Origin of the sequence: Promicromonospora sp. Marseille-Q5078 (assembly GCF_050315395.1) — a bacterium.
GTDB lineage: Bacteria > Actinomycetota > Actinomycetes > Actinomycetales > Cellulomonadaceae > Isoptericola.
Genome location: NZ_JBNPQG010000001.1, coordinates 4,211,328 through 4,224,027 on the forward strand (window position 1 = coordinate 4,211,328; position 12,700 = coordinate 4,224,027).

At 73.0% G+C, this 12,700-nt stretch carries 8 protein-coding genes; 3 read left to right on the plus strand and 5 right to left on the minus strand.

The annotated features are described in order from the left end of the window. The first annotated feature begins 169 nt into the window (after positions 1–169). Positions 170–1,009 (plus strand): CPBP family intramembrane glutamic endopeptidase, encoded by an 840-nt coding sequence (locus ACQFYA_RS19370; protein ID WP_499126865.1) that lies wholly within the window; start codon positions 170–172, stop codon positions 1,007–1,009. Positions 1,010–1,125: 116 nt separating this feature from the next. Here ACQFYA_RS19370 and ACQFYA_RS19375 read toward each other — a convergent pair whose 3' ends face one another. Genes ACQFYA_RS19375 through ACQFYA_RS19390 form a run of 4 tightly spaced genes read right to left on the minus strand, consistent with a single transcriptional unit; the run spans position 1,126 to position 6,613 of the window. Further along, positions 1,126–2,850 carry a dipeptide ABC transporter ATP-binding protein gene (locus ACQFYA_RS19375; protein WP_499126867.1) on the minus strand — a complete coding sequence of 575 codons (1,725 nt, stop codon included), beginning with the start codon at positions 2,848–2,850 and terminating at the stop codon, positions 1,126–1,128. Continuing rightward, a complete protein-coding gene (locus ACQFYA_RS19380) occupies positions 2,847–3,905 on the minus strand; it encodes an ABC transporter permease (protein ID WP_499126868.1) in 1,059 nt (352 codons plus the stop codon). Before ACQFYA_RS19380 ends, ACQFYA_RS19375 begins: the two co-directional genes overlap by 4 nt. Next, a complete protein-coding gene (locus ACQFYA_RS19385; RefSeq protein WP_499126869.1) occupies positions 3,905–4,948 on the minus strand; it encodes an ABC transporter permease in 1,044 nt (347 codons plus the stop codon). Before ACQFYA_RS19385 ends, ACQFYA_RS19380 begins: the two co-directional genes overlap by 1 nt. A gap of 21 nt (positions 4,949–4,969) precedes the next feature. Then, positions 4,970–6,613 carry an ABC transporter substrate-binding protein gene (locus tag ACQFYA_RS19390; protein WP_499126871.1) on the minus strand — a complete coding sequence of 548 codons (1,644 nt, stop codon included), beginning with the start codon at positions 6,611–6,613 and terminating at the stop codon, positions 4,970–4,972. 206 nt (positions 6,614–6,819) lie between these two features. Between ACQFYA_RS19390 and ACQFYA_RS19395 the strand changes: the two genes are divergently transcribed. Continuing rightward, entirely contained in the window at positions 6,820–9,507 is a 2,688-nt protein-coding gene (locus ACQFYA_RS19395; RefSeq protein ID WP_499126873.1) for a flippase-like domain-containing protein, read from the plus strand. Positions 9,508–9,558: 51 nt separating this feature from the next. Next, positions 9,559–11,940, plus strand: coding sequence for an MSCRAMM family protein (locus ACQFYA_RS19400; RefSeq protein ID WP_499126875.1), 2,382 nt, complete (start codon positions 9,559–9,561; stop codon positions 11,938–11,940). A 1-nt stretch (position 11,941) separates the two neighbouring features. On the opposite strand, the gene ACQFYA_RS19405 is transcribed toward ACQFYA_RS19400, so the two are convergent. Then, the gene (locus ACQFYA_RS19405; protein ID WP_499126877.1) at positions 11,942–12,607 is read right to left on the minus strand and encodes a TetR/AcrR family transcriptional regulator; all 666 of its coding nucleotides are present in this window, start codon (positions 12,605–12,607) and stop codon (positions 11,942–11,944) included. Positions 12,608–12,700: the final 93 nt, after the last annotated feature.

Sequence of the window (12,700 nt, forward strand, 5' to 3'; positions counted from 1 at the left end):
GCACAACCCCCTGCCCCCCCGATCGTTGTGGGTACGAAGACGGCGAGAATTCCGCTCAGAATTCTCGCCGTCTTCGTACCCACAACAGTGGGCGCGGCGTCGGCGTCATGCTCGGCCTGCACCGCGGCCGCCGCTGAGGTTTCCCTGCCGCGCGGCCTACGCTGGCCCCGTGACCGCCGAGCAGCCCGCCGTCCTCGCCCCCGTGGCACCCGCGGTGACCCCGTCCGCCCGGCACCGCACCACCGCCGAGATCTGGATCGTGCTCGGCCTCAGCCTGGGCCAGAGCGGCGTGTACGCGCTGGTCAACATCGCCGCGCGGCTCACCGCGGACACCCCGCTCGCCGAGCAGTCCGCCACGCTCAACGCCAGCCAGTCGGAGCGCTCGCTGCTGGACCTCGTGTACCAGGTGCTCGGCATCGGGTTCGCCCTCGTGCCCGTGGCCCTGGCGCTGTACCTGCTGAGCGGGCGGGCCTCGGCCACCTGGACCGGCACGCGCCGGCGGATCGGCCTCGACTGGGGGCTCGACGGCGCCCGGCCCGGCCGCGACGTCGCGTGGGGGTTCGGGCTCGCGGCCGCCATCGGCATCCCGGGCCTGGCGTTCTACGCGCTCGGCCGGCTTCTCGGCATCACGGTCCAGGTGCAGGCCAGCGCCCTCAACGAGCACTGGTGGACGGTGCCCGTGCTGATCCTCGCCGCCCTGCAGAACGGGCTGCTCGAGGAGGTCGTCGCCGTCGCGTACCTGCACGAGCGCACGCGCGACCTCGGCTGGTCACGCGTCTGGTTCATCGTCTGGAGCTCGCTGATGCGCGGCTCCTACCACCTGTACCAGGGCATCGGGCCGTTCTTCGGCAACGTCGTGATGGGCGTCGTCTTCTCGTGGTTCTACACCAGCCGGTGGGGGCGGAACCGCGTGCTGCCGCTCGTCGTCGCGCACACCCTGCTCGACGTCGTCGCCTTCGTCGGCTACGCCCTCCTGCCGGAGGCGTGGAAGGCCGCGCTCGGGCTGTAGCCCGCGAGATAGAGAGCCGGACCCGCGAGATAGAGAGGGCACGGACCGAGGCCGGCCTCGGTCCGTGCCCTCTCTATCTCGCGGGTCCGGCTCTCTATCTCGCGGTGGTGAGCTCTCTATCTCGCGGAGGTGCGCAGCGCGCGGAGCCCTTCCCGGTGCTCGGCCTGCACCGCCGGGTCGGGCACCGGCAGGGACGCCAGCAGCTGCTTCGTGTAGGTCTCGCGCGGGCTGCCGAGCACCTGCTCGCCTGTGCCCTCCTCGACCAGCTGCCCGCGGTAGAGCACCGCGATCCGGTCCGCGAGGAGGTCGACGACCGCCAGGTCGTGCGACACGAACAGGCACGCGAAGCCCAGCTCCTTCTGCAGCTCGGCGAAGAGCTCCAGCACGCGAGCCTGCACCGACACGTCGAGGGCCGACGTCGGCTCGTCGGCGACGAGCAGCTCCGGGTCGAGCGCCAGGCCGCGGGCCAACGACGCCCGCTGGCGCTGCCCGCCGGACAGCTCGTGCGGGAAGCGGTCGCCGTAGCTGCGGGGCAGCTGCACCGCCTCGAGCAGCTCGTCGACGCGGCCTCGCGCGGCCTCCGGGTTCCGGTACCGCCCGTGCACGACCAGCGGCTCGGCCACGCACTCGGCGACGGTCAGCAGCGGGTTGAACGACGTGGCGGGGTCCTGGAAGACGAACCCCAGCCGCGGGCGCATCGCCTTGAGGTCACGCCCCCTGGCGCCCCGCATCTCGGTGCCGAGCACCCGCAGCGAGCCGCCGCTCACGGGCGTGAGACCGGCGATCGCGCGGGCGATGGTCGTCTTGCCGGAGCCCGACTCGCCCACCAGCCCCAGCACCTCGCCGGGGCAGATCGCGAGCGACACCTCGTCCACCGCGGTGAACGCCGGCTGCCGGAAGCGGCCCGGGTAGGTGATCGTGAGCCCCTCGGCGCGCACCACGGGCTCCGCGGACTCCCAGCCCTCGGGCCGGGCGGCGGCGCGCGCGGCGGCGCGGACGGTGCCCTCCCCCACGCGCGGCACGGCCTGGAGCAGGGCCTTCGTGTAGTCGGCCTGCGGGTCGCCGAACAGGTCGCCCACGGGCGCCTGCTCCACGACCTTGCCCTGGTACATCACGGCGACCCGGTCGGCCAGGTCGGCCACCACGCCCATGTTGTGCGTGATGAGCACGATGGCGGTGCCCGTCTCGTCGCGCAGGTGGCGCAGCAGGTCGAGGATCTCGGCCTGCACGGTCACGTCGAGCGCCGTCGTCGGCTCGTCGGCGACGATGAGGTTGGGCCCCAGCACGAGCGCCATCGCGATGACGATGCGCTGCTTCTGCCCGCCGGAGAACTGGTGCGGGTAGTGGTCCACGCGGTGCTCGGCGTCGGGGATGCCGACCGTGCCGAGCACCTCGATCGCCCGGCGCCGCGCCTCCTTCTTCGACACGTCGCCGTGCGCCCGGATGCCCTCCGCGATCTGCCACCCCACCGTGTACACGGGGTTGAGCACGCTCGACGGCTCCTGGAACACCATTGCCACGTCACGCCCGCGCACCTGGCGCAGCGCGGCCGCGGAGACGGAGACGACGTCGGTCGTCGCGCCGTCGCGCCCGGTGAGCACGACGGCGCCGCTCGTGGTGGCGGTCTCCGGCAGCAGGCCGAGGATGGTCTTGGCCGTGACGGTCTTGCCCGAGCCCGACTCGCCGACGACGGCGAGCACCTCGCCCGCCTGGATGTCGAGGCTCACGCCGTCGACCGCCCGCACCGGGCCGGCGTCGGTGGCGAACGAGACCGCGAGGTCACTGATCGTCGCGACGGCGCCGTTCGACGCGACGGCGCTGTTCGATGCTTCGGCGTTCATGCGTCGTCTCCCTTCTCGGCGGACTCCACCGACGTGGCCTCCACGGCGCCGGACACCTTCCCGGAGCGGGCGCGCGAGCGCAGGCGCGGGTCGGCGAGGTCGTTGAGCGACTCGCCCATGAGGGTCATGCCCATCGCCGCGAGCACGATGGCGAGGCCCGGGAACAGGGCCGTCCACCAGATGCCCGACGTGACGTCCGCGACGGCGCGCTGCAGGTCGTAGCCCCACTCGGCCGCGGCCGTCGGCTCGATGCCGAAGCCGAGGAAGCCGAGGCCGGCGAGCGTGAGGATCGCCTCGGACGCGTTGAGCGTGACGATGAGCGGCAGCGTGCGCGTGGAGTTGCGCAGCACGTGGCGCGTCATGATGCGCCAGTGCCCGGTGCCGAGCACGCGCGCGGAGTCGACGAACGCCTCCGCCTTGATGCGCACCACCTCGGCGCGGACCACGCGGAAGTACTGCGGCACGAACACCACGGTGATGGACAGCGCGGCCGCGAAGATGCCGCCCCACATGCTCGACTGCCCGCCCGAGATGACGATGGCGAGCAGGATCGCGAGCAGCAGGGACGGGAACGCGTAGATGGCGTCGGCGACGACCACGAGCACGCGGTCGAGCCAGCCGCCGAAGTAGCCCGACACGAGGCCGAGCAGCACGCCGACGACGATCGACGCCAGCACCGCGACCAGCACGACGAGCAGCGCCGTGCGGGCGCCCCAGATCACGCGGGACAGCACGTCGTAGCCGCCCACCGTGGTGCCGAACCAGTGCTCGGCGCTCGGGGGCATCTGGGCGCCGAACGCGCCGTCGAGGTCGCGCAGCTGCGACCACCCGTACGGGGCGAGCAGCGGCGCGAGCACGGCGACCAGCACGAACACGGCCGTCAGCACGATGCCGGCGATCAGCATCCCGCGCTGGAGCCCGACGCTCTGGCGCACCTGGTGCACCACGGGCAGCTTCTTGAACCAGGCGCCCCGGCCGGCGACGTGCTCCGGGGCGACGCCCTCGGTGCCGACGGGGACGACCTCAGGGGCCTCGGGAGAGCCAGCGGCGCTCATCAGTACCTCACCCTCGGGTCGACCAGGGCCGCGATGATGTCGACGAGGAAGTTCGTCACCGCCACGACCACGGCCATCAGCACGACGATCCCCTGCACGGCCACGAAGTCGCGCGCCTGCAGGTACTCCGAGAGCTGGAAGCCCAGCCCCCGCCACTCGAACGTCGTCTCGGTGAGCACGGCGCCCACCAGGAGCATCGCGACCTGCATGCCGGCCACGGTGATGATCGGGATGAGCGCCGGGCGCCACGCGTGCTTGCGCACGAGGCGGCTCTCCTTCACGCCCCGCGAGCGGGCCGCGTCGATGTAGCCGGTGCCCAGCGTGCCGATCATGTTGGTGCGCACGAGCCGCAGGAACACGCCGGCGGTGAGCAGGCCCAGCGCCATCGCGGGCAGGAAGGCGTGCGACAGCACGTCGAGCACCACGGCCGGGTCGCCGGTCTTGAACGCGTCGACCAGCATGAAGCCGGAGTCCGCGCCGGCGAGCTGCATCGCGATCTCCCCGTCCGTGGACACGCGGCCCGCCACCGGGAACCAGCCCAGCCAGACGGAGAACACGAGCTTGAGGATGAGGCCGGCGAAGAAGACCGGGGTCGCGTAGGCGAGGATCGCGAGGATGCGCAGCACGGCGTCGGGCAGCCGGTCACGGAAGTAGCCGCTGACCATGCCGAACGGGACGCCGAGGACGAGCGCCACGAGGATCGCGTAGAACGCGAGCTCCAGCGTCGCGGTGCCGTAGGTGGTGAGCACCTCGGTGACGGGCCGGTTGTCGCTGATCGTCGTGCCGAAGTCGCCGGAGAAGATGCCGGTGAGGTAGTCCCAGTACTGCACGAGGATCGGCTGGTCGTAACCGGCCGCGTGGATCCGCTCGGCGAGCTGGTCGGGCGTCAGGCGCCCGCCCAGCGCTGCGGTGATGGGGTCACCGGTCGCGCGCATGAGCACGAAGACCGTGGTGACCAGGATGAACACGGTGGGGATGATGAGCAGGAAGCGCACCAGGATGTAGCGTCCCAGTGCGCTTCCCGCCGTACTACGTGAGGCCACGAGAAGAGCTCAGTCCGTCTCTCAGCCCTTGGCCAGAGCGCCGTAGCGGAACTTGAACGACGCGTCGAGCGTGTCCTCGGTGCCCGTGACGTCGGAGCCCACGACCGCGACCTGCGCACCCTGCAGGTACGGGACGGTCGACAGGTCCTTGGCCTCGGCCTCCTGGATCTGGCCCAGCAGGTCCGTGCGCTTCTTCTCGTCGGCCGTGACGGCCTGCTGGAGGATCATGTCCTCCACGTCCTGGTTCACGTAGTGGTTGCCCAGGAAGTTCTCCTTGAGGAAGAACGGCGTGAGGTAGTTGTCCGCGTCGGAGTAGTCCGGGAACCAGCCGAGCTGGTAGGCCGGGTAGACGTCGGCGGTGCGGTCCTTCGAGTACTGCACCCACTCCGTGGTCTGCAGGTTGACCTTGAAGAGGCCGCTCTCCTCGAGCTGGTCCTTGATGAGCGCGTACTCGTCGCCCGACGACGGGCCGTAGTGGTCGTTCGAGTACTGCAGGTTCAGGTCGACGGGGGTGGTGACGCCCGCGTCCTCGAGCGTCTTCTTCGCCTTGTCGGCGTCGGGGCCGCCCTGGCCGTCGCCGTACATCTCCTTGAGCGGCTCCGTGGCGCCGGTCAGGCCGTCGGGCACGAAGGAGTACAGCGGGGTGTAGGTGCCCTTGTAGACCTGGTCGGCCAGCGCCTCGCGGTCGATGAGGTCGGCCACCGACTGACGCACCGCGGTCGCCTTCGCCGGGTCGGCGTCGGGCTGCTTCTCGCCGTACGGCTGGGTGTTGAAGTTGAACGTGATGTAGCGGATCTCGCCGCCGGGGCCGTCCACGACCTTGACCTTGTCGTCGCCGCGGAGGTCCTCGATGTCGGTGGGCGACAGCGAGCGGAACGCCACGTCGACGGAGCCGTCCTGCACCTCGAGCTTGAGGTTGGAGGCGTCGGTGAAGTACTTGGCGGCGATCTTCGGCGTCTTCGCCTCGCCGAGGACGCCCTGGTAGCCGTCGTACGCCTCGTAGCTGATGAGCTCGTTGGCCTTGTAGCTGGTGATCGAGTACTGGCCGGCGAAGGCCTTGCCGTCCACGATCGCCTGGTCGTCGGTCACCGCGTCGGCCGAGAAGACGTCCTCGTCGACGATCGGGCCCACGGGCGACGACAGGATCTGCGGGAAGATCTGGTCGTCCTTGCTCTTCAGCGTGAACACGACGGTGGTGTCGTCGGGCGTCGCCACCGAGTCCAGGTTGTACAGCAGCGACGACGGGCCGTTCTCGTCCGCGATCTTCAGCTGGCGGTCGAAGGTGAACTTCACGTCCGAGGAGGTGAGGTCGTTGCCGTTGGCCCACTTCAGGCCCGGCTTGAGCCTCACCGTGTACTCCGTGGGCGACGTGAACTCCGCCGACTCCGCGATGTCCGGCTGCACGTCCGGGCTGCCGTACGGGGTGTTCATGAGGAACGGGTAGATCTGGTTCATCACGGCGAACGACCCGTTGTCGTACGAGCCCGCCGGGTCGAGGGACGTCACCTTGTCCGTGGTACCGACGATCACCGAGTCGGCGCTGCCGCCGCCGCCCCCGTCGCCGCTCTCGCCGGAGCCGCCGCCGCACGCGGTCAGCACCAGCGCCAGCGCTGCCGTTCCTGCGGCGCCTGCGAGCAGGCGGCGCGAGCCTCTGATGGCACTCATGGTCAAGGTCCCCTTCGTCCAGGCCGGCCCCCGGCTGGTGGCCGTGGGCTCGTCACGATGCGGGTTTCTAGCACACCGGTGTGTCGCCGCGGTCACGGGCGTGGGTCACACCCGGGCCGGCGATCGCATCGTGGTCCGGGAACCTACCACTGCTCTCCGCCCCGTGTCACAGGCCGTGAGGGCCGGTAGCACCTAGACTTTCCGGCATGTCCGGAGCGAGCACCGCGGGTCCCACCGAGGAGCCGACGCACCGGAACCCGGCCGCCGACCCCGCACCACCCACCGGCCCGCTGCAGGCGCTGCTCCGCGGCGACACCTCTGACCAGGGCAGGGCCACCGATCTCGTGCGCGTCGTCGACACCCCCGAGGCCCGGGTGCGGCACCCCTCCGACATGCTCGGCATGGTGGTCAGCGCGCTCGGGGTGGCGCTCGTGCTGGTGCTGTCCGTGGTCGCCCACGCCACCACGGAGGGCGTCACCCAGGACGTCCAGAACTTCAGCACCCTCCTGGCCCGCATCCTGTTCATCCCGGTCGCGGTCCTCGAGGGCCTCATCACCCTGTTCGTGCCCGCCGCCGTGCTCGTCGAGCTCGGCTGGCGGCGCCTCGGCCGGCAGGTGGTGGAGTCGATCTGCGCCGCCGCGCTCGGCCTCGTGCTGGGCGTCGTCGCCGCCCTGGCGATCTCGGAGCTCGGCAGCGACGAGCTGGTGCGCGGGCTGTCCGTCTTCCGCGACGGCGAGTGGCAGCTCACGATCCCCAGCTACGTCGCCGCCATCGCCGGCCTGCTCACCACGGCCGGTCCCCGCACCCGCCGACGCACGGTGCGCTGGTCGTGGAACGTGCTCTACCTCGCCCTGTTCATCGTGCTCATCACCGGGCAGGTGTCGCTTCCGGGCGTGCTGGTCGCCCTCCTGCTCGGCCGGCTCGCCGGCCAGTCCGTGCAGTACGTGTCCGGCGTGCGCAGCGAGCGCGCGTACGGCGCGGACCTCGTGGCGGCGGTGCGGCGGGCGGGCTTCCACCCGGCGGCGCTGGTGCGGGTGCGCGACGTCTCCGCCGTCGTCGACGAGGCCGAGGACGCGGACGGCGCGCCCGCCGTGCCCGAGGACCCGGTCGCGGCCTACGACGCCGACGGCGACGTCGTCGACTCGCTCCCGGACGAGGAGGACGCCCTGCCGCCCGACCCCACGACCGCCGACGCGGCGGCCGTGGCGATCGTCCGGTCGGGCGACAACCGCGTGTACGCGCTGTTCACGGACGACGACGGCCCCCGCCGCGACGTCGTCGTGCTCGACGGCGACCGCCAGGTGATGACCACCGTGCAGCGGCTGTGGCGCACGCTGCGGCTGCGCGGGCTCGAGGGCCGGGCCGCCATCTCGCTGCGGGCGGCGGCCGAGCGCACCGCCCTCCTCGCGTACGCGGCGTCCGCCGCCGGCGTGCGCACCCCGCGGCTCGAGGGCATCGGCGTCGCGGACGACTCCGTGGTGCTGGTGCAGGAGCACGCGCGCGGCGCCGTCTCCCTGCGCGACCTCGACGCCGACGACCTCGAGGGCGAGCGCGGCGACGCAGTGCTCGCGGAGGCGTGGGAGCAGCTGCGGCGCGCCCACGACGCCGGCCTCACCCACCACTTCCTGACGCCCGACGTGATGCTCGTGCACCACGACGCCGCCGGCCGGCCGCACGTGTGGCTCACCGGCTGGGAGCAGGGCGAGATCGCGTCGGGCACGCTCTCCCGGCGCCTCGACCTCACCCAGATGCTCGCGCTGCTCGCGCTGCGCGTCGGGGCGCGCCGCGCGCTCGCCTCCGCGGTGCGCGCGCTGCCGGACGAGGACATCGCCGCCATCGGGCCGCTGCTGCAGTCCATCGCGCTGCCCGGCCCGACGCGCGAGGAGGTCCGCAAGGCCAAGGGCCTGCTGGACGAGCTGCGCGACGCGCTCGTCGAGCGCCTGCCGCAGGCCGACGTGCAGCCGCAGAACATCACCCGCTTCGGCGCGCGCACGATCATCATGCTGACGCTGACGATCGTCGCCGTCACGGTGATCGTCACGACGATGAACTTCGAGGAGATCGCCTCGGCCATCGCGGAGGCGAACCCGTGGTGGGTCGCGGCCTCCTTCGCCTTCGGCGCGATCACGTGGTTCGGCGCGGCGCTGACGTTCACGGCGTTCTCCCCGGAGAAGCTTCCCCTGTGGCGCGCGACGCTCACGCAGATGGCGGGGTCGTTCGTCTCGCTCGCCGCCCCCGCCGGCATCGGCCCCGCGGCCCTGAACCTGCGGATGCTCACCCGCCGGGGCGTGGCCACCCCGATGGCACTGGCGACGGTGGCGCTGGTGCAGCTGTCGCAGTTCGTCGTCACCGTGCTGCTGCTCGTCGTGCTGTCGGTGTCGACCGGCTCGGGCGGGCTCATCGAGCTGCCGTCCACCACCGTGCTGCTCGCCATCTCGGGCGTCGGCGTCGCCGTCGTCGCGACCCTGCTGGTGCCCGCCGTGCGGCGCTGGGCGTGGGAGAAGGCCCGTCCCACGCTGGAGCAGGTGTGGCCGCGGCTCTCGCAGATGCTCGGCCAGCCCGGCCGCCTGGCGCTCGGCCTCGGCGGCAACGTCATCATGACGCTCGGCTACGTGCTGGCGTTCGACGCGGCGCTCGAGGCCTTCGGCCAGTCGCTCAACCTCATCGACGTCGCCGTGATCTACCTGGTCGGCAACTCCGTCGGCGCCCTGGTGCCGACCCCCGGCGGCCTGGGCGGCGTCGAGGGCGCGCTCATCGCCGGCCTCACCGCGGCCGGCATCCCCGCGTCCCTCGCCTTCTCGGTGACCATGCTCTACCGCGTCGTCACCTACTGGGCCCGCGTGCCGATCGGCTGGGTGGCGATGCGGCGCCTGGAGCGCACCGGCGACCTCTGAGGAACCTCACGCCGCCGCGCGCCTGAGAAACGTGTCTCATAGCCTGAGCCGGTGAACCGTGCCAGGGGGATGCTCGGCGGCCTCGCGACGGCCGCGCTCGTCGCGCTCACCGCCGTGGTGGTGCCGGCCGCGACGACCACCACGACGGCCGCCGCGGCGACCACCGCCGGCTGGGCGGAGTGGGACCCGTTGTCGGGCGGCGCCGGGAGCTGGTCGACGACCATGCAGCTGCCCGCGGGCGGGTTCCCCGCCGCGACCATGACCTCGAGCTCGCGCGCCGGCAGCGTCGGCGTGTTCCCCGGGACGTCGTCGTGGCTGGCGGCCTCGACCCCGCCCGGTGCGGAGTACGGGTCCAGCCGCAACCAGCCGTACGTCAACCTGCGCCCGCAGGCCGACCGCGCGACGGCGCCGTCCACCACCACCTACGCCTTCGACCGCCCGACCCCGGCCGGCGGCTGGGCGTTCGTGCTCGGGGACATCGACGCCGACAGCGCCGTGATCAGCGCGCTCGGCGAGGACGGCCAGCCGCTCAGCGCCGAGGAGCTCGGCTGGCAGGGCGCCTTCAACTACTGCCAGGGCGCGGGCACCCCGTCGTGCACCGACACCGACGTCCCCACCTGGGACCCGGCCACCGGCACGCTCACGGGCAACCCGACGGCCACCGACACCAACGGTGCGAGCGGCTGGTTCCAGCCCACCGTGCCGGTCACGAGCCTCACGATCGTGTTCTCCTGGCGCTCGGGCTTCCCCGTGTACCAGACGTGGTTCGCGTCGCTCGCGCGCGACGTCACCGGCACGGTCGCGCTCGACGACGGCGGCCCGCTGGAGGGCGCGACGCTCACGCTCCTCGGGCCGGACGGCACCGCCCTCGCCACCACGACCTCGGGGGCGGACGGCACCTACGCGTTCGAGGCCTACACCGCCGCCCCCGGCTACCGGGTGGAGCTGACCGGCCTGCCCGGCCCGTCCGACGCGCACCCGTTCGGCCTCGTCGCCGACGGGCCCTCCGTCGTGGGCGGCGTCGACCTCAGCGCCACCGACGGCGTCGCCGACTTCGCCGTCCGGGACGTCGAGCCCATCGCGGTGAGCGGCACCGTGCTCGACGACGACGGCACCCCGGTGCCCGGCGTCACCGTGACGCTCGCCCCGGTGGGCGGCGGCGCCCCGTTCACGGCGGTCACCAACTCGCAGGGGCGGTATGTGGTGGACGGCGTGAGCTGGGACGTGGACGGGGGCGCGCCCCAGGAGTACGCGTTCACGCTGAGCGACGTCCCCGACGGCTACACCGTCACCCAGACCCCGCCGGACATCACCGTCGACGTGGGCCAGGAGGACGCCAGCACCGGCAACGACTTCGTGCTCCAGGGGCCCGCGTCCGTCTCCGGCACGGTCACGGCGGGCGGGGACCCCGTGGCGGGGGTCGTCGTGACGCTCGGCGACCGGAGCACGACCACTGCCGCGGACGGCACCTACACGTTCGACGACGTGGCGCCGGGCGACCACACCGTGAGCGTCGAGGCCCCGGACGGCTACGCCGTCGACGGTCCGGCCGAGCAGACCGTGACGGTGGGGACCGACGACGTCACGGACGTCGACTTCGCCCTCGCGGCCGAGGGAGCCGTCGGCGGCACGGTGACGGACGACGAGGGCGACCCCGTCCCGGGCGCGACCGTCACGGTGCAGGGCCCGGACGGCGACCCGGTCGTGCTCTCCACCGACGCGGAGGGGGTGTACTTCCTCGGCGGTCTGGGGACGGGCGTGCACACCATCACCCTGACCGTGCCCGACGGCTACACCGCCGACGACGTCGAGCGGACGGTCACCGTCTCCCCCGCGGGGGAGAGCTTCCTCGCCGAGGACTTCGTCGTGACGCAGGAGCCGGTCGAGCCGGCGACGTACCCCGCGGGCGGCACGGTGACCGACGCCGACGGCGCACCCGTCCCCGGCGCCGAGGTGGCCGTCACGGACGCCGACGGGGAGCCGGTCGCGACGGTCACCACCGGCGACGACGGCACGTGGACCGCCGACCTGCCCGCCGGCGGGTACACCGCCACCGTGACGGCGCCGGACGGCTTCGTCGTCGACGGCGAGGCGTCGCGGGCGTTCGAGGTCACCGACGCCGGCGTGACCGGGCTCGACTTCGTGCTCGCGGCGGACGGCGCGGCGCCGGCGCCGAGCCCGACCCCCTCCGCCACCCCGTCCCCCACCGCCACGCCGGGCACACCCGGGGTGCCGGGCGCCTCGGGCGGACCGGGCGGACCGGGTGACGGGACCGGGACCGGGACGACACCGGGGACCTCGGGCGGCACCGCGGCACCCGGCACGCTGCCGCAGACCGGCGCGACCGTGGGGTCGGTGGCGCTGGGCGCGCTGGTCCTGCTCGCGGCCGGCGGGGTGCTGCTCCGGGCGTCGCGCCGTCCGGCCCGGAGGTGAGTCAGGCGGTGAGCGCCCCGACCATCGCCCGCACCATCTGATCCGAGACGACACCGAGCGGCGGGGCGTCCAGGTCGCCCCGCTCGTCGTCCTCCTCCCACGCGGCCATGGTCGCGACCACCGCGCGGGAGGCCATCGCGACCCGTAGCCCGGCCAGGGGCTCGACGCCGTCGCACGCGACCGCGCGCATCATGTCCAGCAGGTCGAGGGTGTGGGCCACCGGGACCTCGATGCCCTCGTACCGCTTCACGTCGCGCCGCACCCATTCCATGAAGACCAGCGGCCGGTGCTGCAGGACGGCCTGCGTGTACCGCGCCCACGCGCTCGGGCGCATCCCCCCGACGGCCGTCACGAACGGCACCACGTAGGCCCGCGCGAGCGCCTCCGGGTCCCGCTCCCGGCCGCCGGCCACGAGCTCGGCCACCATGCGGGCCCGGTGGTCGTTGATCGGCTTGCTGCGCCAGTGGTAGAGCGCGTCCAGCATCACCTGCCGCGAGCCGAAGTGGTACGTGACCGCGGAGTTGTTCCGGTGGCCCGCCTCCCGCACGATCGCCCGCGAGCTCGCGCCCACGAGCCCGTAGCGCGCGACGAGTCGCTCCGTGGCCCTCATCAGCGCGAGCTGCGACGTCGACGGGTCGAGAACGTTCGTCAGGTCGTCGGGACGCATCCTCCGGAGCCTAGCGGCGGACCCGCCGCGCCAGCCCCGCCGACCGGCCCCGCGGCGGCGCGGGACGGCCGCGCGTGCCGGCCCCGGGCGTGG

What these genes read in the sequence shown, in the direction of transcription:
- ACQFYA_RS19375 (WP_499126867.1), bottom strand. Translation starts at nt 2,850, where the DNA reads ATGAACGCCGAAGCATCGAACAGCGCCGTCGCGTCGAACGGCGCCGTC.
- ACQFYA_RS19380 (WP_499126868.1), bottom strand. Translation starts at nt 3,905, where the DNA reads ATGAGCGCCGCTGGCTCTCCCGAGGCCCCTGAGGTCGTCCCCGTCGGC.
- ACQFYA_RS19390 (WP_499126871.1), bottom strand. Translation starts at nt 6,613, where the DNA reads ATGAGTGCCATCAGAGGCTCGCGCCGCCTGCTCGCAGGCGCCGCAGGA.
- ACQFYA_RS19395 (WP_499126873.1), top strand. Translation starts at nt 6,820, where the DNA reads ATGTCCGGAGCGAGCACCGCGGGTCCCACCGAGGAGCCGACGCACCGG.
- ACQFYA_RS19405 (WP_499126877.1), bottom strand. Translation starts at nt 12,607, where the DNA reads ATGCGTCCCGACGACCTGACGAACGTTCTCGACCCGTCGACGTCGCAG.